This window comes from Streptomyces palmae, from assembly GCF_004684805.1.
In the GTDB taxonomy this organism is placed as follows: domain Bacteria; phylum Actinomycetota; class Actinomycetes; order Streptomycetales; family Streptomycetaceae; genus Streptomyces; species Streptomyces palmae.
The window spans coordinates 1-18,566 of sequence record NZ_SRID01000103.1 but is presented as its reverse complement, the minus strand read 5'-3'; the positions used below and the strand labels follow the sequence as shown (position 1 = coordinate 18,566).

Below are 18,566 nucleotides of genomic sequence, written 5' to 3'. Positions count from 1 at the left end.
GACCGGGGCGGCGGGCGGGGCCGCGCTGCTGGGCTGCGTCCGCAGCGACCGCACCGCCTCGGCGACGGCGCTGCTGGGGCTGGGCGTCCTGCTGACCCTGATCGCCATGGTGGTGGCCGGCCCGCTGCTGGTACGTCCCCTGGTACGGGTGCTGGGCGGCGGCCTGCCCCGGCTGTTCGGCCCGGTGGGGCGGATCGGCCAGCGCAACGCGCTGCGCAATCCCCGGCGCACCGGCGCCACCGCCGCGGCGCTGATGGTCGGGCTGGCGCTGGTGGCCGGGATGTCGGTGGCCGGGTCGTCGATGAACCGGTCCTTCGACGAGCGGATCGACCACTCGCTCGGCGCCGACTTCGTGGTGCAGAACAACCACTTCGGCCCCTTCCCCCGAGAGATCACCGAGCGGGTGCGGAGTGTGCCGGGGCTGGGCGCGCTGGTGCGGCAGCGCTATGTGCCGATGCGGCTCGCGCTGCCGGACGGTACGTCGGTCCGTACCACCGGCGGCGCCTTCGACCGGCGGTTCGACGAGGTCATCTCGATGGACTACACGGCGGGCGGCACCGCGGCGGCACTCGCCCCCGGTCACCTCGGGATGGAGGAGGCCTTCGCCCAGGAGCACGGCATCCGCCTCGGCAGCCGGATCACCGCCGCGTTCTCCACGGGACGCACGGCCCGGCTGACGGTGGGGGCGCTCACCCGGTCCAGGTCGGGGAACGGCTTCGGGTCCGAGGGCGGCATCCTGATGGGCATCGGCACCGCGGAGCGGTATCTGCCCGGCAGCCTGGACTCGGCCCTCTATGTGAACGCCGCCCCGGGCACCGCCGCCCCCGAACTGCGGCACCGGCTGGAGCGCGCGCTGGCCTCCTTCCCGCAGGTGAAGGTGCGGGACCAGGCGGACTACAAGAAGCTGGTGCACGACCAGATCGCGGTGCTGCTGTACCTGGTGTACGCGCTGCTGGGGCTGGCCATCGTGATCGCGGTGCTCGGGGTGGTGAACACACTGGCCCTCGCGGTGGTGGAGCGCACCCGGGAGATCGGGCTGCTGCGGGCGATCGGGCTGTCCCGGGTGCAGACCCGGCGGATGGTCCGCCTGGAGGCGGTGATCATCGCGGTGTTCGGCGCGGTGCTGGGGCTCGGTCTCGGCCTGCTGTGGGGGGTGACCATGCGTCATGTGCTGGCGCTGCAGGGATTGACGGCGCTGTCGGTGCCCTGGCCCACCATGCTGGTGGTGCTCGTCGGCTCGGTGGAGGTGGGCCTGGTCGCGGCCCTGCTGCCGGCCCTGCGCGCCTCCCGGATGAACGTCCTGGACGCGATCGCCCACGAGTGACATCGGTGGCCCGGGAGAGCGCGCCGGCCGGTGGCCCGCGAGGGCGCGCCGGGCGCCCGCTCCCGATGGTGCCCCCAGGTCGCCGTGCTCGTCCAGGTGGGCCCGTGGTGGCCATGCGGAACGCGGCCCGCGAGGTGAACCTGGATCGGTGATGGTGAAACGCTCCACACCGCACCCGCGGGCCCGAGCGGCGGCCTCGACCGGGATCGACTACACCGGCGCCGTATACGGCTCACTGCTCGCCGCCTCGGTGGTGGTCGGCGCCGGAACGCTCGGCGCGCACCCCCGGCTGCGACTCATCCTGCTGCTGCTCATCACCGGTCTGGTGTTCTGGGCCTCCCACGTCTTCGCCCGCCTGTTCGGGGAGCGAATCGCCCAGCAGCATCCGCACTGGGCGGAGGTGCGCCGGGCGTGCGCCGACGAGTGGCCGATCGTCAAGGCGGCCGTCCCGCCGGCCGTGGCCGTCGCGGTCAGTCCACTGCTGGGCCTGGGAGCGCAGGGGACGGCGTGGCTGGCACTCGGTGTCGCGGTGTCCGGGCAGGTCGGCTGGGCGGCCACCGCCGCCCTCCGCGCGGGCGCCTCCCGCCGCCTGGTGCTGGTGGCGGGCATGGCCAACCTCCTCCTCGGACTGCTCATCGTCTGCGCCAAAGCCGTCCTCCAGCACTGACGGTCGCGTCTGGCGCGGCGACGCGATGGCGCGGGACGGCTGTGCGCTCGCGCACCCCGCCCGGGGACGCGGTCGGCCGTGCCCCGCCCCGCTGGGTGAATCCCCTCGGCGACCGCCCCCACCAGGCGCTTTGCCAATCCTTTACCATGGGGTGGTCCGGCCGCGTCCGCGGACGCGACACCTCGGGGAATCGCACGGGAAATCGCGACAGCTCCTGAGCACACCCCGAGCCCGTCCGAGCAACCCTGAGCAGCAAGGAGTGAGCCCCCTTCATGGGCGAACCCCCCGACAGTCGGCATCGCGCGATCCTTCGGCCTGTGGCCGATCATGGGACGGAGGTGAATCGATGACCGAAGCGATCCTGCTACTGGTCGCCCTGCTGCTGACGCTCGTCTGCGCGCTGTTCGTCGCGGCGGAGTTCTCGCTGACCACGGTCGAGCGCAGTGAGTTGGAGGACGCCGCGGAGCGGGGTGAGCGGGGCGCGGCCGGCGCGCTGCGGGCGGTGCGCGGGCTCACCTTCCAGCTCTCCGGCGCCCAGCTCGGCATCACCCTCACCGGCCTGATCATCGGAATGATCGCCAAACCGTCCATCGGCGCCCTGCTCACCGGGCCGATCGAGGCGGCCGGCCTCCCCCGCGCAACGGCCTCCGCCGCCGCCCTGGTGCTGGGCACCGTACTGTCCACCGTGGTGCTGATGGTGCTGGGCGAGCTGGTCCCGAAGAACTGGGCGATCTCCCGGCCCCTGCCGGTGGTCCTGAAGGTGGCCGGCCCGCAGCGTGCCTTCAGCGCCGCCTTCCGCCCGTTGATCCACCATCTCAACAACACCGCCAACCGCACCGTGCGCCGGCTGGGCATCGAGCCCACCGAGGAGCTGGCCTCCGCGCGCAGCCCGCAGGAGCTGGTCGCGCTGGCCCGCCACTCGGCCAGGGAGGGGGCGCTGGAGGCGGACACCGCCGAGCTGTTCGTCCGCTCCCTCAAGCTGGCCGAGCTGACCGCGGAGAACGTGATGACCCCGCGGGTGCAGGTGATCTCCCTGGAGGCACAGGCCACCGCCGAGGACGTGGTGAACGCCACCCGCGCCACCGGCCTGTCCCGCTTCCCGGTCCACCGGGGCAGCCTGGACACCGTCATCGGCATCGCCCACATCAAGGACGTCCTGGCGCTGCCCGTCGAGCAGCGGCTGCGCCACCCGGTGTCCGAGCTGACCCGCGAGCCGCTGCTGGTCCCCCAGTCGCTGACGGTGGACCGGCTGCTGGACCGGCTCGGTCGCAGGCCCGGCATGGCCGTGGTCATCGACGAGTACGGCGGGACCGCCGGCGTGGTGACGCTGGAGGACATCGTCGAGGAGGTGGTCGGCGAGGTCCGCGACGAGCACGACCCGGCGGAGACCCCCGATCTGGCCCCGGCCGGCACCGACCAGGACGGCCGCCGGCTCTACGACGCGGACGGCGCGGTCCGCTGCGACCAGTTGCAGGCCATCGGGCTGCGGGCCCCCGAGGGTCCGTACGAGACCCTGGCCGGGCTGGTCGCCACCGGGCTGGGCCGGATCCCGACCGCCGGGGACGGCGTCGACGTGGCCGGCTGGCACCTGGAGGTACGGGATGCCTCCGGGCACCGGGCGGCCCGGGTCCGGTTGCGGGCGCCGCTGCCCGGACCGTTGGGCGCCCATGACGAGGGGGCGGACCGATGACCGTACTGCAACTGCTGATCGGCCTGCTGACGCTGGTGGTCAACGCCTTCTTCGTGGGCGCCGAGTTCGCGCTGATCTCGGTGCGCCGCAGCCAGATCGAGCCGCACGCCGACCGCGGCGACCGCCGGGCGCGCAGCGTGCTGTGGGGCCTGGAGCACGTCTCGGCACTGCTGGCCGCGGCGCAGCTGGGCATCACCCTGTGCACCCTGGTGCTGGGTGTGGTGGCCGAGCCGGCCATCGCGCATCTGCTGGAGCCGGTGTTCCACCTGGTGCGTCTGCCGCACGGGTTGGTGCATCCGCTCTCGTTCGTGATCGCGCTGGCCGTGGCCACCTATCTGCACATGCTCTTCGGCGAGATGGTGCCCAAGAACATCGCGCTGGCCGACCCGGAGCGCTCCGCGCTGCTGCTCGGCCCGCCGCTGGTGGGGCTGGCCCGTGCCGTGCGGCCGGTGATCTTCACCGTCAACGCGTTCGCCAACGGCATCCTCACCCTGCTCAGGGTGGAGCCGAAGAACGAGGTCGCGGCGGTCTTCTCGGACGACGAGCTGGCCCGCATCGTCGCCGACTCCGGGGCGGCCGGGCTGTTGGACGGCCGGGCCACCGACCGGCTGCGGGAGGCCCTGGAGCTGGGCCGCAGGCCGGTGCGGGACGTGGTGCTGCCGATGGACCGGGTGGTCTCCGCGCGGATCGGGGTGGACCCCGAGGGGCTCGAGCGGCTCTGTGCCGACTCCGGCTTCTCCCGCTTCCCGGTGGTCGACGAGGACGGCCGGATCCTGGGCTACCTGCATGTGAAGGACGCGCTGGACGTCCGCCCGCGGGACCTGCCCTTCCGGTTGGGCCAGCTGCGTCCGATCGCCCGGGTGCGGGCGGACACCCCGATGGACGACGTGCTCACCGCGATGCGCGGCAGCCGCACCCATCTGGCGGCGGTGATCGGTGAGGACGGTCGGCCGGCCGGGCTGGTCGCCATGGAGGACGTGCTGCGCGAGCTGGTGGCCTGAGCGGTGGGGGCGCGCCGCCCGTGTGTGGTGCGCCCCCTGTCACCAGCTCTCCGGGCCGGGCTCCGCGTCCTCCTCGCGCCCGGCCTCCCCCCGCCCGGCCTCGTGCGCCAGGATGCACGCCTGCCAGCGGGCCAGGGCCTCCTCCCGGCCGCCGCCCTCGGCCTCGGCCGCGGCCAGCAGCGCGTCCGCCGCCATCGCCGCGAGCCGTACCGCCACCCGGCACACATCGCGGGTCTCCAGCGGCGCCAGCAGCTCGGCGGCGGCCTCGCCGTCGTCGGCGAGCGCGGTGGCGACGACGGCCATGGTCGTTCGGTCGCATTCATAGGCATCCACGCCGATCAGACTGCCCCACCCGGCCCTGTTCGGAACCGCCACCGCCTGACGGACTCCTGAACGGGCTCCGGCGCACGGCGCGCTCACGCCCGGAGCGCGCCCGATCAGTCGCGCCGGCTGGGGGTCGGCCCGGCGGGAGCGCCCGGCGGGCGGGCGGCGGGGTCGTAGCGGAACACCGTGAACTCCACGTTCCCGATCAGCTTGCTGCGCGTGGTCCGGCGGTAGAGCTCCGGCGGCCGGAAGATGTTGTCGTCGTGGACGTCCGTGCCGGGCTCCATGTTCCAGATCTCGGTCGTACCGTTGCGCGTACCGCCTTCGAAGTAGATATGCGTGGTGACCATGGGGCCGATGATGCTCGCGCCCGCTGCCCGGCGCACCCGGAGCCGGTCACCGGGCGGGCGGCGGGAGCCCCCGAGGAGTCACTAAGCGACCGGCTAGTATGTCGGCGCCATGGAGACCACACCCACACCGCCGCGGGCCACCGCCCACACCAGTTTCGTCGCGATCGGCGACTCCTTCACCGAGGGCATGTCGGACGAGCTCGCCGACGGCAGCTACCGCGGCTGGGCGGATCTGCTCGCCGCCCGGCTGGCGGCCCTGACCCCCGGCTTCCGCTACGCCAACCTCGCGGTGCGCGGGAAGCTCATCGCCCAGATCGCCTCGGACCAGGCCGACTCGGCCGCCGCGATGCGCGCCGACCTGGTGACGCTGGTGGGCGGGCTCAACGACGTCCTGCGGCCCAAGTGCGACGTCGCGCGGGTGTGCGCGACGCTGGAGGAGGCGGTGGCCCGGATCGCCCCCAGCTGCGGACAGCTGGTGCTGATGCGCAGCCCGGGGCGGCGCGGACCGGCGCTGGAGCGGTTCCGGCCCCGGATGGAGCAGCTCTTCTCGCACATCGACGACCTCGCGGTGCGCTACGACGCGGTGGTGGTGGACCTGTTCGCCTCACAGCCGCTGGGCGACCCCCGGATGTGGGCGGAGGACCGGCTGCACCTGAACGCCGAGGGCCACCGCCGGGTGGCCGAGGCCGTGTGGCAGGCCCTCGGCTACCCGGCGCAGGAGGACTGGAACGCGCCGCTGCCGCCCGCGGTACGGCCCGGCTGGTCCACCCGGCGCGCCGGCGACCTGCGGTTCGCCCGCGAGCATCTGCTGCCGTGGATAGGACGGCGGCTGACCGGGCGCTCCTCGGGGGACGGCCGCCCGCCCAAGCGTGCCGAACTCCTGCCGTACGAGGTCTGAGACACCGCGCGCGGAGTGCCGCCGCTTGAGGCCGACGGCGTGCCGGTTGCCGCCCTTGTAGCAAACCACAACCGCGACCAGGGCCCTGGCCTGCGCAAACCGCCAGTGGGCGGCCAGTAGAATCTCGACACGTGACTGTTAAGCCGCGCATCCCGAACGTCCTGGCCGGCCGCTACGCCTCCCCGGAGCTGGCCGTCCTGTGGTCCCCCGAATACAAGGTGGTGCTGGAGCGGCGGCTGTGGCTCGCCGTGCTCCGCGCTCAGAAGGACCTCGGGATCGAGGTGCCCGACGAGGCGATCGCCGACTACGAGCGCGTGCTGGACACCGTCGACCTGGCCTCGATCGCCGAGCGGGAGAAGGTCACCCGGCACGATGTGAAGGCCCGGATCGAGGAGTTCAACGCCCTCGCCGGCCATGAGCACGTGCACAAGGGGATGACCTCCCGCGATCTGACCGAGAACGTCGAGCAGCTCCAGGTCCGGCTCTCGCTGGAGCTGGTCCGGGACCGCACCGTCTCGGTCCTGGTCCGCCTGGGCGCGATCGCCGCCGAGCACGCCGAACTGGTGATGGCCGGCCGCTCGCACAATGTGGCGGCCCAGGCCACCACGCTGGGCAAGCGGTTCGCCACCGCCGCCGATGAGCTGCTGGTGGCCTACGGGCGGCTGGCGGACCTGCTGGACCGCTATCCGCTGCGCGGCATCAAGGGCCCGGTGGGTACCGCGCAGGACATGCTCGACCTGCTGGGCGGTGGCCCGGAGGGCCGGGCCCGGCTGGCCGAGCTCGAGCAGCGGATCGCCCACCACCTGGGCTTCGCGCACGCCTTCACCTCGGTCGGCCAGGTCTACCCGCGCTCGCTGGACTACGACGTGGTGACCGCCCTGGTCCAGCTGGCCGCCGCGCCCTCCTCGCTGGCCAAGACGATCCGGCTGATGGCCGGGCACGAGCTGGTGACCGAGGGCTTCAAGCCCGGCCAGGTCGGCTCCTCCGCCATGCCGCACAAGATGAACACCCGGTCCTGCGAGCGGGTGAACGGCCTCGCGGTGATCCTGCGCGGCTACGCCTCGATGGTCGGCGAGCTCGCCGGCGACCAGTGGAACGAGGGCGACGTGTCCTGCTCGGTGGTGCGCCGGGTCGCGCTGCCGGACGCGTTCTTCGCCTTCGACGGGCTGCTGGAGACCTTCCTCACGGTGCTCGACGAGTTCGGCGCCTTCCCGGCCGTCATCGCCCGGGAGCTCGACCGCTACCTGCCCTTCCTGGCCACCACCAAGGTGCTGATGGGCGCGGTACGGGCCGGGGTGGGCCGCGAGGTGGCGCACGAGGCGATCAAGGAGAACGCGGTGGCCACCGCGCTGGCCATGCGGGAGCAGGGCGCCGAGCGCAACGACCTGCTGGACAAGCTGGCCGCCGATGAGCGCATCCCGCTGGACCGCGCCGGACTGGAGGCCCTCATGGCCGACAAGCTGTCCTTCACCGGTGCCGCCGCCGACCAGGTCCAGGCCGTGGTGGCGCGGATCGAGGAGATCGCCAAGCAGCATCCGGAGGCCGCCGCGTACCGCCCCGGAGCGATCCTCTGAGCGGGTTCACCGCCGAGCAGTTGGAGGCCGTCCGCGACCGCATCGTGCCCGATGTGGTCGCGGACGGCCTGCGGGTGCTCTTCTGCGGCATCAACCCCGGGCTGATGACGGCCGCCACCGGCCACCACTTCGCCCGGCCCGGTAACAGGTTCTGGCCGGTGCTGCACGCCTCCGGCTTCACCCCGCGCCTGTTCGCGCCCGCCGAGCAGGAGCGGTTGCTCGACCATGGGCTGGGGATCACCAATGTGGTGGCCCGGGCCTCGGCCCGGGCGGACGAGCTCACCGAGGCGGAGTACCGCGAGGGCGGACGACTGCTGGCCGAGAAGGTGCTCAGGCTGCGGCCCCGCTGGCTGGCCGTCGCCGGGATCACCGCCTACCGGGTCGCCTTCGGCGACCGGCACGCCGCCATAGGCCCGCAGCAGCGGACCATCGGCGACACCAGGATCTGGGCGCTGCCCAACCCCAGCGGGCTCAACGCGCAGTGGACCGTGGCGCGCATGGCCGAGGAGTACGGCCGACTGCGCACGGCGGCCTTCGCGGAGGACTGACGGCACCTCCTTGCCGGATCGGGCGGGAGCGGGTCCGCCCCCGCCGGTCCTCAGTGTTCGGACAGCGCCAGGTTCAGGCCGAAGCCGATGAGCACCGTCCCCGTCGTCGCGTCCAGGGAACGCTGGGCGGCGCGGCGGCTGACCTTCAAGCGCCGCAGGAGGGCCGCCACCCGTTCGGTGCCCAGGATCAGCAGCGTGAACCAGAGCATTCCCTCGATGTCGTGCACCAGAGCCAGCAGCAGGCCCATGGCGAGGTGGGAGGTGTCCGCGGGAACGAACTGCGGCAGCATCGCCATGTAGAAGACCCCGATCTTGGGGTTGAGCAGGTTCGTGGTCAGACCGCGCCGATACGAACCGGACAGCCGCACCGTCCGCTGCTCGGGGTGCGGGCCGGCGGCGACCGGTTCCCGGCGCAGCGCCCGCAGCATCCCGATGCCCATCCACAGCAGATAGGCCGCGCCCGCGACGCGCAGCGCGGTGTAGGCGGTCTGCGAGGCCGTCAGCAGGGCACTGGCCCCGCAGGCCGCGGCGGCGCCCCAGGCCAGGGCGCCGGTGCCGATGCCCAGTGCGGTGGCGAAGGCGTGGGCGCGGCCGTGAGTCGCCGCACTGCGCAGGACCAGGGCCGTGTCGAGCCCCGGGACGATCGTGAGCAGGCCGGCGACGACAGCGAAGGACGCAACGGCCGAAAGTATGGTCATGGCGTCATTGTGGATGGATCGCGCCGGGGCCGGGCGGCTGGGGTGCGCGGTCCGGGCACCACGGCCGCGGGCCCTGCCGACACGACACGCGCGCGTTCCTGGCCGGCGCGCACCGGCGACGGTTGGCATCCGGCGCGCACCCGCCGAGGGGTGCGCGTACCGAAGCCCGGCCCTCACCGGCCGACCGGCCTCGCCCGGCGGCGGCCCGCCGCCCCGTCACGACTGTTCGTCCACCGGAGACCAGGACATCTAGGTTGCTAGCATGCTAGCCTCCCAGCGTGGGTGATGAGGAAGTCAAGCAGTTCAACGTGTACCTGCCGATCTCGCTGATCAAGCAGGTCAAGTACCGCGCCATCGACTCGGGCATGTCGTTGTCGGCATTGGTCGCAGACGCGCTGCGCGCCTACCTCGACGAACCCGGTGAGCAAGATCAGAATTCGAGCTGAAGGGGGAAGCCGCTATGGCGACCGAAGGTATCGAGGCCGTCTTCCTGGAAACGCACAACTGGGGGAAGGCGGCGAGGTTCTTCCAGGCCCTGGGCTTCGACCTGGAGTTCTCGACCGACCACAACTCCGGCCGGCTGCGCCGCGGCGACGGCCCGTACGTGTTCATCGCCGAGGTGCCCGAGGACCGCAAGCCGCAGACGCGGATCGTGTTGGGGGTGCCGGACGCGGACGCGTTCCGTCCCGGTCCGGATGTCGAGGTGGTCACGCCGTTCGAGGACACGCACTTCGGCACCAGGCTGATGACCGTCCGCGACCCTGATGGACGCCTGTGGAGCCTTCAGGCTCCTGCCGGGGATGGACCGCGATGATGGGCACCACGCGGAACGAGGCCGTCACGCCGCCGGACAACACCGCGGTGCGCTGCGCGCTGTGGCGGGCGATGCACGTCCGGGTCGATGCGGCGCCCTACGTACTGGAGGACGAGATCGGGCTGCGGCTGGTGGCCCCCGAAGCCGACTGGCCCCACCGCCCGGACATGGCCCCCGAGGCCACCGGCGCCTTTCGGGCGGCGATGGTGGCTCGCGCCCGCTTCGTCGAGGATCTGGTCACCGAGCAGGTCGAACGCGGCGTCGGCCAGTACGTCATCCTGGGGGCCGGTCTGGACACCTTCGCCCAACGCAGACCGGAGATCGCCTCGCGGCTGAGGCTCTTCGAGGTCGACCAGCCCGGCACCCAGGCGTGGAAGCGCCGGCGCCTGGTGGAACTCGGTTATGGAGTCCCGGAGTGGCTGCACCTGGTACCGGTCGACTTCGAGGCGGGCGAGTCCTGGTGGGAGCGGCTCGTCGCGGCAGGATTCGACCCCCGCGGTCCGGCCGTCATCGTCTCCACCGGCGTCAGCATGTACCTCACCAGGGACGCGACCGGGGCCACCCTGCGCCAGGTCGCCGCCCTCGCGCCGGGATCGACCCTCGTCATGAGCTTCCTCCTGCCGGCCGACCTCGTCGACGCGGCCGACCGGCCGGGTCTCCGGACGAGCCAGGCCGGAGCGCGTTCGTCCGGTACGCCGTTCGTCAGCTTCTACGCCCCGCAGGACATGCTGGCGTTGGCTCGCGAAGCCGGCCTCACGGACGCACGGCACGTGTCGGGAACCGTCCTCGCCGAACGCTACTTCGCCGACCGCTCCGACGGGCTCCGGCCGTCCAGCGGCGAGGATTTCCTGCTGGCCACTCTCTGAGGCTCTGCGACATGGCCGCCGGACCCCGACCAGGCGGTGACCGTGCTGTGCGGGTCGGGATCCGGGCCTCAGGGTCGGCCCCCACCGGATGCCCGGCCTCGCCGCTCCCCGGGGCAGCGGATACCATCCGGCACACACGCACAGTAGGGAGGGCGACGTGGGGCGGCTCACCGGCGGAGACCCTTCTCTGCTCCGGCGCATCAACTCCGCCGTGGTCCTGCACGCGCTGCGTACCGCCACGGCCACCGCGCCGGGTGCGGCCGCGCCCGACGCCGCCAGCCTCACCGACCTGGTCCGGGTGACCGGTCTGTCCCGGCCCACCGTGGAGGGCGTGGTGGACGGGCTGATCGCCGGCGGCCTGGTGGTCGAGGCGCCGGCCGAGGAGGGCGAGGTGCGCCGCCAGGGGCGGCCGGCACGCCGCTACCGGTTCCGGGCCGAGGCCGGGCACCTGCTGGGCATCGAGATCGGGGCGCACCGGGTGGCCGCGCTCCTGGCCGACCTGGACGGGCGGCTGATGGGCTCGGCCGAGCGCCCGGTGTCCCCGGACGCGGAGGCGGAGGAGCGGCTGGACCGGGTTCGGTCCGCGGTGACCGAGCTGCTGCGGCGTCAGGGCGTGGCCCGCGGGTCCCTTCGGGCGGTCGGGGTCGCCACCCCGGGGATCATCGCGGCGGACGGCTCCATCCGGCTGTGCACCGCCCTGCCGGGGTGGACCGGACTTCCGCTCGGTGAGCGGTTGAAGCGTTCGTTCCGCTGCCCGGTGCTGGTGGAGAACGACGCCAACGCGGCCGCCGTGGCCGAACACTGGAAGGGCGCCGCGGCCGGTTCCGGGGATGTGGTCTTCGTCCTGGCCGGCCTCAGCCCGGGAGCCGGTGCGCTGATCGCCGGGCGGCTGCACCGGGGCTTCGGCGGGGCGGCCGGGGAGATCGGGGCGCTGCATCTGCTGGGCCGGGAGGCCACCCCCGAAGAGGTGCTCTCGACGACCGGCGAACCGCTGCACCCCTTGGACGAGGCGCAGGTGGCGCGGGTGTTCGCGCTGGCGCGGGACGGTGACCGGCAGGCCCGGGAGGCGGTGGGCCGATTCATCCGGCGGCTGGTGCACGATGTGGCCGCGCTGGTGCTGGCCCTCGATCCGGAGGTCGTGGTGGTGGGGGGTTGGGCGTCCGGGCTGGACGGCGTACTGGGCCCGTTGCGGGACGAGTTGTCCCGGTACTGCCTGCGTCCGCCGCAGGTCGCGCAGTCGCTGCTGGGTGAGGCGGCGGTGGCCATCGGGGCGCTGCGGCTGGCGTTGGACCATGTGGAGAAGGAACTCTTCGCGGTGGAGAGCACGGTGACCGCCCGGCGCTGACCGTACCGTCCGGCTCCGGTGGCGATGACGGTGCCGGCCGCCCGTCGCGGCCCGCTGAACCCAGTGGACCCGCACTACCGACCGAGCCGGCCCGAACCCGCCAGGCCCCAGCCCGGAGGCCTCCCGCCGACCACCACCGCCCACCGAACCCAGCGGACCCGACCTACCGACCGACACGGCCCGAAACCCCATCGGCTCCGGAGCGTCAACCGGCGCGGTGGGAGCGGGCCAGGGCCCGGCCGCCGAGGGCCGTGCCCAGCACCCCGAGCATCAGCGCCACGATGCCGCCGCCCAGCCCGTTGCCGGTGCCCAGCCCGCCCTCGGCGGTGGCCACCACCAGCGCGCCCAGAGCCATGCCCATCGGCCCCAGCGCCAGGGCCGAGATGGCCCGGATCCGCCCGTCGCCGGTGCTGATCCGCCCGGCGAAGCGAGCCAGCGCCAGACCGCCGAGGGCCACGCTGGTCAGGGCCAGCAACGCGGCCACGATGGCGGTGACGCGCCCCGGGCTCAGGGTGGAGACGCCGGCGGCGATCGGCTGGGTCGAGACATGTGCGACCGCCGGTGCGGCGAGCACGGTGAGGACGGGCATGAGGCGCTCCTTCTCTGCTGCTACGGGACGTCGGCCGATCATGTCCGCCGGTCCCCCTCCCCGTCCTCCGGCGAACGCGGACACTTCGCCCTGCCGCCGATGCCGCAGCCGGCTACCGCGGATGCCGCACGGGTCGCACCCGTACCGCCGACGCGGTAGTCGCCGACCGTCCGCACGTGGGAGTCGTGCGCCGCGGACCTCCGGCTAAGGTGCGCGCATGAGCACAGTCGAAGCCGGGGTACGAGCCCGGGTCGTCAACTGGGCGATCGCCGTCGGCGTGGCAGCCGCGCTGCTGGTCACCGGGATCTCCGAGCAGCGTTCCGCCACCGGCCTCGATGTGCTCGGGTACGCGCTGCTGGTGGCCGGCGGCTTGGCACTGGCCGGGCGCCGCCGGGTTCCGGTGCTGGTCCTGGCCGTCACCGGGCTGTGCGCGGTGGGGTACCAGGCGGCTGGTCTCGATGTGCCCGCCGTCGCCTTCCTGTTCGCGGTGTACGCGGCCGTACGGGCGGGACGCCGGACCGTCGCGGTGGCGGCGAGCGCGGCCATGCCGGTCCTTCTGCTGCTCGCCGCCCTGGCCTCCGAGCCGCGGAACACGGCCGAGGCCTTCGCGCAGGCCCGCGGCGCCCTCGAACTGGCCTGGCTGATCGCGGCCGGCGCCGCTGGTGAAGCACTGCGGCAGGCCGAGCGGCGGGCGGACGAGGCCGAGCGCACCCGCGAGGAGGCGGCGCGGCGCCGCGCCGACGAAGAACGGCTGCACATCGCACGGGAGTTGCACGATTCGCTCACCCACCAGATCTCGGTCATCAAGCTGCAGGCAGAGGTCGCCGTCCATGTGGCCCGCCGGAAGGGAGAGCAGGTGCCGGAGGCGCTGCTGGCGATCCAGGAGGCCGGGCGTGAGGCGGCCAGGGAGCTGCGCGCGACCCTGGAGGCACTGCGCGACGACGACACGGCCCCGCCGCGCGGGCTCGACCACGTACCCGAACTCGTGGAGCGGGCCCGTGCGTTCGGCCTGGACGTGAGGCTCACGGTCCAGGGGGAGGCGCCGGACGCGCCGGCCGCGGTGGACCGTACCGTCTACCGGATCGTTCAGGAGTCGCTGACCAACATCGCCCGCCACGCGGCAGCCGGCACGGCGTCGGTCCGGATCGACTGCCGTCCGGACGCCGTGGTGATACGTGTCGACGACGACGGCAAGGCGAGACCGGATGCGGTGGTGGTGCCCGGCGTCGGACTGCTCGGCATGCGCGAACGCGTCACCGCCCTCGGCGGCCGGCTGCGCGCCGAACCGCGGGGCGAGGGCGGCTTCACCGTCCGGGCCGAACTCCCCGTGGACCGGGCGTCGTGATCCGGGTCCTGCTGGTCGACGACCAGCCGCTCATCCGCAGCGGATTCCGTGCCCTCCTCGACCTCGAGGACGACATCGAGGTGGTGGCGGAGGCCGGCGACGGGCAGGAGGGCCTGGCTCTGGCCCGGGAACTCCTGCCGGACGTCGCTCTGGTCGACATCCGGATGCCGGTCGTCGACGGCATCGAGACGACCCGGCGGATCGCCGCGGACCCGGTCCTGGCCGGGGTGCACGTCGTCATCCTGACCAACTACGGACTGGACGAGTACGTCTTCGAGGCGCTGCGCGCCGGCGCCGCCGGATTCCTGGTCAAGGACATCGTGCCGGAGGACCTGCTGCACTCCGTACGGGTCGCCGCGCGCGGCGACGCCCTGCTGGCCCCCTCGATCACCCGCAGGCTCATCAACCGGTACGTCGCCCAGCCGCTCGACCCCGGCCCCCGCACGGGGCTGGAGGAACTGACCAACCGGGAACGCGAGGCGGTCGCCCTGGTCGCGCACGGACTGTCCAACGACCAGATCGCCGATCGTATGGTGATCAGCCCGATGACCGCCAAGACCCACATCAACCGGGCCATGACCAAGTTGCACGCCCGTGACCGGGCTCAGCTCGTGGTCCTCGCCTATGAGTCGGGCCTGGTCACCCCGCGCCATGCCTGACCCCCGCACGGCGGTGCGCCGGCCGCCCGCCGGGGGCGGCCGGGGGCGGCCGGGTCAGCCCGCCAGGAGCCGCACGCCACCGCCGGTGTCACCGAAGGTGAGCCGGCAGGTGTCGGCGCGGTAGGTGGCGACCGCCACCGCCGCGGTACGACCCTGGGCGCGGTAGCGGGTGGTGACGACCAGCACCGGGGCGCCCGGCAGCCGGTCGAGCTCCCTGGCGTCGTCGGCCCGGGCCGATCCCAGCTCGACGGCCTGGTCCCGGCTCTCCAGCTCCAGGCGCTGGAGTTCGCGCAGGATGACGCGGGCGCGGGCGGCGCCGGTGGGGGCGTCGATGGAGCTGAGGCCGGGCAGGGACTCGGCCGGGACGTAGAGGAGTTCGGCGGCCAGCGGCTGGCTGCGGGACATCCGGGTGCGGCGCACCACGTGCACCGGGCGGTCCGGTGCCACGTTCAGCAGCTCGGCCACCGCGGCGGGCGGGATCGCCTCGCCGCCGTCCACCGGCTGCCAGGTGTCGGCGGTGCCGTCGGCGCCGGGCCAGGCCGGTCCGGGGTCGGCGACCGCCACCCCGACCCGCGGTGGCGCCACCGTGGTGCCGACGCCGCGGCGGCGCTGCAGCCGGCCCTCCAGCTCCAACTGCTCCAGTGCCTGGCGCAGGGTGGCCCGGGCGACGCCGAAACGGGCGGCGAGCTCACGCTCGTTGGGCAGGATCTCACCCACCGCGAACTCCGAGTCGAGCGCCTCGCTGAGCACGGTCTTCAGGTGCCAGTACTTCGGCTCCGGAACCGTTTCGAGCTGCGTGGTCCCCATCCTGTCCTCCGCGTCTGCTGCCGTGTCCCCTGCGGACATCCCTGGCGAAGACCGCGCCACCGCGAGAGTTATGCGCGCTTCTTTATTAAAGGTTGTTGCACTAAGTATGACTGCGACCATAAGACGCCCACCCCCCTTGGTCAAGACCAATCCTCGATCCGTTACGGTCCTGGCCGGGACGGTTCCGTCCAGCGTTCACAAGGTGTTCGTCCATCCGGCGAGAGCGAGGGGTACGGTATGAACCAGCAGGTCACCGTGGTGACGGGCGGGAGCCGGGGGATCGGCGCGGCGGTCGCCGCACGGCTGGCGGCGGCCGGTCATGACATCGCCATCGGCTACCAGCACGCCGCCGAGGCCGCGCATGCCTCGGCGGCCGCGGTGCGCGAGGCGGGTGCCCGCTGCGTGGTCGTACAGCTGGACACCAGCGAGGAGCAGGGCGTCGAGGCCCTGTTCGACACCGCGCGCGAGGAGCTGGGGCCGATCACCGGTCTGGTCAACAACGCGGGGATCACCGGTCCGTTGGGCCGTTTCACCGAGACCTCGCCCGAGGTGATGCGCCGGGTGGTGGAGGTGAACGTGACCGGAGCGCTGCTGTGCGCCCGCCGGGCGGCGCGGGAGATGTCCACCCGGTCGGGCGGCTCAGGCGGGGCCATCGTGAACATCTCCTCGGGCGCGGCGACCACCGGCAGCCCCGGCGAGTACGTGCACTACGCGGCCAGCAAGGCCGCGGTGGACGCGATGACCATCGGGCTGTCCAAGGAACTGGCCGCCGAGGGCATCCGGGTCAACTCGGTCCAGCCGGGCATGACCCTCACCGACATCCACGCCGCGATGGGCGACCCGGACCGCCCCTGGCGGGTCAAGGACCGGGTCCCGATGGGCCGCCCCGGCGAACCCGACGAGGTCGCCGCGGCGGTCGCCTGGCTGATGTCCCCGGAGGCCTCCTACACCACCGGAGCCGTACTCCGGGTCGCCGGCGGCCTGTGACAGGAAGCCCTCTCGGGCCGTACGGCACCGCTGTCTCACGACGCAAGCCGGACCCGCACTCGCCGGGAGTCACAGACTGTAACGAGGCTGCCGAGCGGTACAACGAGGTGGGCGCCGTGCATACGCGCCCACCTCTCTTCTCCGCGCGGGCTTCCCCTGGCAAGGGGTGCCGTCCTGCGCGCGAGTTCGTCCTCCCCGAACCCGCGCGCTGACCTTCCGCACGCAGGGCTCAGCCCGGGGCGCCCCCGACGCCGACCGCCTGGACATCGACCATGCCGTAGGCCCGGCTGACGTACACATTGGTGAGACGGGGGTTGCGGTAGTTGAGGGTTCTCACGGCGACGACCGGGAGGTAGTGGGCGCCGTCGGTGAGTTTGTGGTTGAGGGTGCGGTAGAGCCCGGCCACCTTGTCGGGGTCGGTCTCCGCCATTGCCCGGTCGATCAGGGCGTTGATCGACGGATCGTTGACCTGGGCGTAGTTGGTGTTGCCGCTTGGGCGGATCATTCGGCTGTCGGCCAGCGGCTGCAGGAAGCCCGACCCCTGGGGGAAGTCGGAGCTCCAGTTGGCCATGATGAGGCCGTAGCCCTTGTCCTTGATCTCGCTGGGGTTGCCGCGGGTCTCGAAGTACGTGCTGTAGTCCAGCCGTACGACCTCGACCTGGATACCCGCGGCCTTCAGGGACTGCTGCAGCACCTCGGCGGAGGCGACGTCCTTGGGGCTGTTGTGGCGTACGACGAGCTTGGTGTCGAAGCCGTTCGGGCGTCCGCACCGAGCGAGTTCCTCCTTGGCCTGCGCGATCCGGGGCTTGCCCGTGGTGAGGTCGAAGGGGTCGTAGGCATCGCTGCCCGGAAGGGTCGGGGGCAGCATGTTGCCGTAGCGGGAGCCCGCGGCCGGACCGCCCTGCGCGGTCTGGAGGGCGGCGGTGTCGGCCGCGTACAGGACGGCCTTGCGGCAGTGCTCGTTGTCGAAGGGTGCCGTTTGGGACACCATCGCGATGGTTCGCATGGTCCCCGAGAACGGGACGTCCGAGTTGGCCTTCAGCTTCGAGTCGGCCATGACCTTGGCGGAGTCGGCCTGGGACAGGCCCGCCTGTGACGCGTCCAGGTCAGCGGTGCCTGCCAGGAGGCGCGCACCCACCTCCGGGGCGGCGGAGACGGTCAGCTCGATGCGGTCGGGCAGCGCCTTGCGCACTGGGTCGGTCGCCGGGTCCCAATGGGGGTTGCGCACCAGGACGAGCGACTTGCCCGGGCTGTACGAGTCGAATCGGTACGGCCCCGACGCGACCGGCTTCAATCCGTAGCGGGCGCGGGTGTCCTGGGACTCGGGCACCGGGGCGGTCGCACCCATGGCCAGCAGGTGCGGAAACCGTGAGTCAGGGGCTTCGAGGTGGAACACGAGTGTCCGGTCGTCCGGCGTCTCGACCGAGGACAGACCGCTCCCGCCGCTGTCCTTGTACGGGCCCTGGTACTCCTGTCCCTTTCTCAGCACCTCCGTGAAATAGGGGGGACCGCCGCTGACGACGTCCACCGCGAAGGTCCGCGCGATCGCGTACTTGATGTCACGGGAGGTGATGGGCGTGCCGTCCTCGAAGGTCAGCCCGGACTTGATCCTGACGGTGTACGTCTTTCCGTCGGACGACACCTCGGGCAGCGCCTCGGCCAGGTCCGGGACGAGCTCAAGGCCCTTTGCGCCGGGCTTGGCATCATAGGTGAGCAGCGTGCGGCTGTAGAGACGCTGGATGTTCCAGACCCAGCCGAAGTAGGAGCGGCCCGGGTCCCAGGAGTCGGCATCGGCAGTGGTCGCGAGGCGGAGCGTGCCGCCCTTCCTCGAAGAGGGGTTGACCACCTTGTCGACGGCGGCGTCGAAGCCGGTGGCAGAGGTGGCGTCGTCGGGGGACGGACTCGAACCTCCGCCTCGCTTACCGGTGTTGTGGTTCTTGTCGCCCTTTCCCAGATGTGCGACGAGGGCGGTGATGCCGCCGCCGACCAAGGTCGCCGCGACGGCGATCGCAACGATGCGGCGAGACCAGGCCCGTCCGCGCGGGCGGACGGCGGGACGGCCGCTGGTGGGGGCGGGGGA

20 protein-coding genes are annotated in these 18,566 nt (G+C 72.8%); 14 read left to right on the top strand and 6 right to left on the bottom strand.

Annotated features, from left to right (window positions below; translation table 11 throughout):
• The 4 genes from E4099_RS13695 to E4099_RS13680 form a co-directional block, all read left to right on the top strand.
• Nucleotides 1-1,324, top strand: a 1,324-nt coding sequence (locus E4099_RS13695; RefSeq protein WP_135339310.1) for an FtsX-like permease family protein, incomplete at its 5' end; no start/stop codon positions are given.
• Nucleotides 1,325-1,475: 151 nt separating this feature from the next.
• Nucleotides 1,476-1,991: a hypothetical protein gene (locus E4099_RS13690; protein WP_135339309.1), complete on the top strand. Its 516-nt coding sequence runs from the start codon at nt 1,476-1,478 to the stop codon at nt 1,989-1,991.
• Between the two features lie 346 nt (nt 1,992-2,337).
• Nucleotides 2,338-3,681 (top strand): hemolysin family protein, encoded by a 1,344-nt coding sequence (locus E4099_RS13685; RefSeq protein WP_135339308.1) that lies wholly within the window; start codon nt 2,338-2,340, stop codon nt 3,679-3,681.
• Complete coding sequence (locus E4099_RS13680) at nt 3,678-4,682, top strand: hemolysin family protein (RefSeq protein ID WP_135339307.1); 1,005 nt, start codon at nt 3,678-3,680, stop codon at nt 4,680-4,682. The genes E4099_RS13685 and E4099_RS13680 overlap by 4 nt, the downstream gene beginning before the upstream one ends.
• 39 nt (nt 4,683-4,721) lie before the next feature.
• Here the strand turns inward: E4099_RS13680 and E4099_RS13675 are convergent, their stop codons facing one another.
• Nucleotides 4,722-5,015: a hypothetical protein gene (locus E4099_RS13675; RefSeq protein WP_167828370.1), complete on the bottom strand. Its 294-nt coding sequence runs from the start codon at nt 5,013-5,015 to the stop codon at nt 4,722-4,724.
• Between the two features lie 104 nt (nt 5,016-5,119).
• Nucleotides 5,120-5,356, bottom strand: coding sequence for a hypothetical protein (locus E4099_RS13670; RefSeq protein WP_135339306.1), 237 nt, complete (start codon nt 5,354-5,356; stop codon nt 5,120-5,122).
• A 109-nt stretch (nt 5,357-5,465) separates the two neighbouring features.
• Here E4099_RS13670 and E4099_RS13665 point away from each other — a divergent pair, with 109 nt between their 5' ends.
• The 3 genes from E4099_RS13665 to mug all read left to right on the top strand — a co-directional run bounded on the left by E4099_RS13665 (nt 5,466) and on the right by mug (nt 8,376).
• Nucleotides 5,466-6,254: an SGNH/GDSL hydrolase family protein gene (locus E4099_RS13665; protein WP_135339305.1), complete on the top strand. Its 789-nt coding sequence runs from the start codon at nt 5,466-5,468 to the stop codon at nt 6,252-6,254.
• A 131-nt stretch (nt 6,255-6,385) separates the two neighbouring features.
• A complete protein-coding gene (purB, locus tag E4099_RS13660) occupies nt 6,386-7,828 on the top strand; it encodes an adenylosuccinate lyase (RefSeq protein WP_135339304.1) in 1,443 nt (480 codons plus the stop codon).
• A 20-nt stretch (nt 7,829-7,848) separates the two neighbouring features.
• On the top strand, nt 7,849-8,376 hold the full coding sequence (gene mug, locus E4099_RS13655) for a G/U mismatch-specific DNA glycosylase (RefSeq protein WP_386388943.1): 528 nt from the start codon (nt 7,849-7,851) through the stop codon (nt 8,374-8,376).
• A 50-nt stretch (nt 8,377-8,426) separates the two neighbouring features.
• On the opposite strand, the gene E4099_RS13650 is transcribed toward mug, so the two are convergent.
• The gene (locus E4099_RS13650) at nt 8,427-9,074 is read right to left on the bottom strand and encodes a LysE family translocator (RefSeq protein WP_135339302.1); all 648 of its coding nucleotides are present in this window, start codon (nt 9,072-9,074) and stop codon (nt 8,427-8,429) included.
• Between the two features lie 278 nt (nt 9,075-9,352).
• On the opposite strand from E4099_RS13650, the gene E4099_RS13645 reads away from it, so the two are divergent.
• The 4 genes from E4099_RS13645 to E4099_RS13630 all read left to right on the top strand — a co-directional run bounded on the left by E4099_RS13645 (nt 9,353) and on the right by E4099_RS13630 (nt 12,099).
• Entirely contained in the window at nt 9,353-9,520 is a 168-nt protein-coding gene (locus tag E4099_RS13645; RefSeq protein WP_135339301.1) for a ribbon-helix-helix domain-containing protein, read from the top strand.
• 14 nt (nt 9,521-9,534) lie between these two features.
• Entirely contained in the window at nt 9,535-9,888 is a 354-nt protein-coding gene (locus E4099_RS13640; protein WP_135339300.1) for a VOC family protein, read from the top strand.
• Complete coding sequence (locus E4099_RS13635) at nt 9,888-10,754, top strand: class I SAM-dependent methyltransferase (protein WP_135339299.1); 867 nt, start codon at nt 9,888-9,890, stop codon at nt 10,752-10,754. The genes E4099_RS13640 and E4099_RS13635 overlap by 1 nt, the downstream gene beginning before the upstream one ends.
• 157 nt (nt 10,755-10,911) lie before the next feature.
• Nucleotides 10,912-12,099 (top strand): ROK family protein, encoded by a 1,188-nt coding sequence (locus E4099_RS13630; protein WP_135339298.1) that lies wholly within the window; start codon nt 10,912-10,914, stop codon nt 12,097-12,099.
• A 205-nt stretch (nt 12,100-12,304) separates the two neighbouring features.
• Here E4099_RS13630 and E4099_RS13625 read toward each other — a convergent pair whose 3' ends face one another.
• Nucleotides 12,305-12,688 (bottom strand): DUF6223 family protein, encoded by a 384-nt coding sequence (locus E4099_RS13625; protein WP_135339297.1) that lies wholly within the window; start codon nt 12,686-12,688, stop codon nt 12,305-12,307.
• 217 nt (nt 12,689-12,905) lie between these two features.
• Between E4099_RS13625 and E4099_RS13620 the strand changes: the two genes are divergently transcribed.
• Nucleotides 12,906-14,033: a sensor histidine kinase gene (locus E4099_RS13620; RefSeq protein WP_135339296.1), complete on the top strand. Its 1,128-nt coding sequence runs from the start codon at nt 12,906-12,908 to the stop codon at nt 14,031-14,033.
• Entirely contained in the window at nt 14,030-14,692 is a 663-nt protein-coding gene (locus E4099_RS13615; RefSeq protein WP_135339295.1) for a response regulator, read from the top strand. Before E4099_RS13620 ends, E4099_RS13615 begins: the two co-directional genes overlap by 4 nt.
• Before the next feature lie 54 nt (nt 14,693-14,746).
• On the opposite strand, the gene E4099_RS13610 is transcribed toward E4099_RS13615, so the two are convergent.
• A complete protein-coding gene (locus E4099_RS13610) occupies nt 14,747-15,499 on the bottom strand; it encodes a GntR family transcriptional regulator (protein ID WP_135339294.1) in 753 nt (250 codons plus the stop codon).
• A 237-nt stretch (nt 15,500-15,736) separates the two neighbouring features.
• Here E4099_RS13610 and E4099_RS13605 point away from each other — a divergent pair, with 237 nt between their 5' ends.
• Nucleotides 15,737-16,486: an SDR family oxidoreductase gene (locus tag E4099_RS13605; RefSeq protein WP_135339293.1), complete on the top strand. Its 750-nt coding sequence runs from the start codon at nt 15,737-15,739 to the stop codon at nt 16,484-16,486.
• 229 nt (nt 16,487-16,715) lie between these two features.
• On the opposite strand, the gene E4099_RS13600 is transcribed toward E4099_RS13605, so the two are convergent.
• Nucleotides 16,716-18,566: ABC transporter substrate-binding protein (locus tag E4099_RS13600; RefSeq protein ID WP_209446610.1), on the bottom strand; the 1,851-nt coding region annotated here is incomplete at its 5' end.

What these genes read in the sequence shown, in the direction of transcription:
- E4099_RS13690 (WP_135339309.1), top strand. Translation starts at nt 1,476, where the DNA reads ATGGTGAAACGCTCCACACCGCACCCGCGGGCCCGAGCGGCGGCCTCG.
- E4099_RS13685 (WP_135339308.1), top strand. Translation starts at nt 2,338, where the DNA reads ATGACCGAAGCGATCCTGCTACTGGTCGCCCTGCTGCTGACGCTCGTC.
- E4099_RS13680 (WP_135339307.1), top strand. Translation starts at nt 3,678, where the DNA reads ATGACCGTACTGCAACTGCTGATCGGCCTGCTGACGCTGGTGGTCAAC.
- E4099_RS13670 (WP_135339306.1), bottom strand. Translation starts at nt 5,356, where the DNA reads ATGGTCACCACGCATATCTACTTCGAAGGCGGTACGCGCAACGGTACG.
- E4099_RS13665 (WP_135339305.1), top strand. Translation starts at nt 5,466, where the DNA reads ATGGAGACCACACCCACACCGCCGCGGGCCACCGCCCACACCAGTTTC.
- E4099_RS13650 (WP_135339302.1), bottom strand. Translation starts at nt 9,074, where the DNA reads ATGACCATACTTTCGGCCGTTGCGTCCTTCGCTGTCGTCGCCGGCCTG.
- E4099_RS13640 (WP_135339300.1), top strand. Translation starts at nt 9,535, where the DNA reads ATGGCGACCGAAGGTATCGAGGCCGTCTTCCTGGAAACGCACAACTGG.
- E4099_RS13635 (WP_135339299.1), top strand. Translation starts at nt 9,888, where the DNA reads ATGGGCACCACGCGGAACGAGGCCGTCACGCCGCCGGACAACACCGCG.
- E4099_RS13625 (WP_135339297.1), bottom strand. Translation starts at nt 12,688, where the DNA reads ATGCCCGTCCTCACCGTGCTCGCCGCACCGGCGGTCGCACATGTCTCG.
- E4099_RS13620 (WP_135339296.1), top strand. Translation starts at nt 12,906, where the DNA reads ATGAGCACAGTCGAAGCCGGGGTACGAGCCCGGGTCGTCAACTGGGCG.
- E4099_RS13610 (WP_135339294.1), bottom strand. Translation starts at nt 15,499, where the DNA reads ATGGGGACCACGCAGCTCGAAACGGTTCCGGAGCCGAAGTACTGGCAC.
- E4099_RS13605 (WP_135339293.1), top strand. Translation starts at nt 15,737, where the DNA reads ATGAACCAGCAGGTCACCGTGGTGACGGGCGGGAGCCGGGGGATCGGC.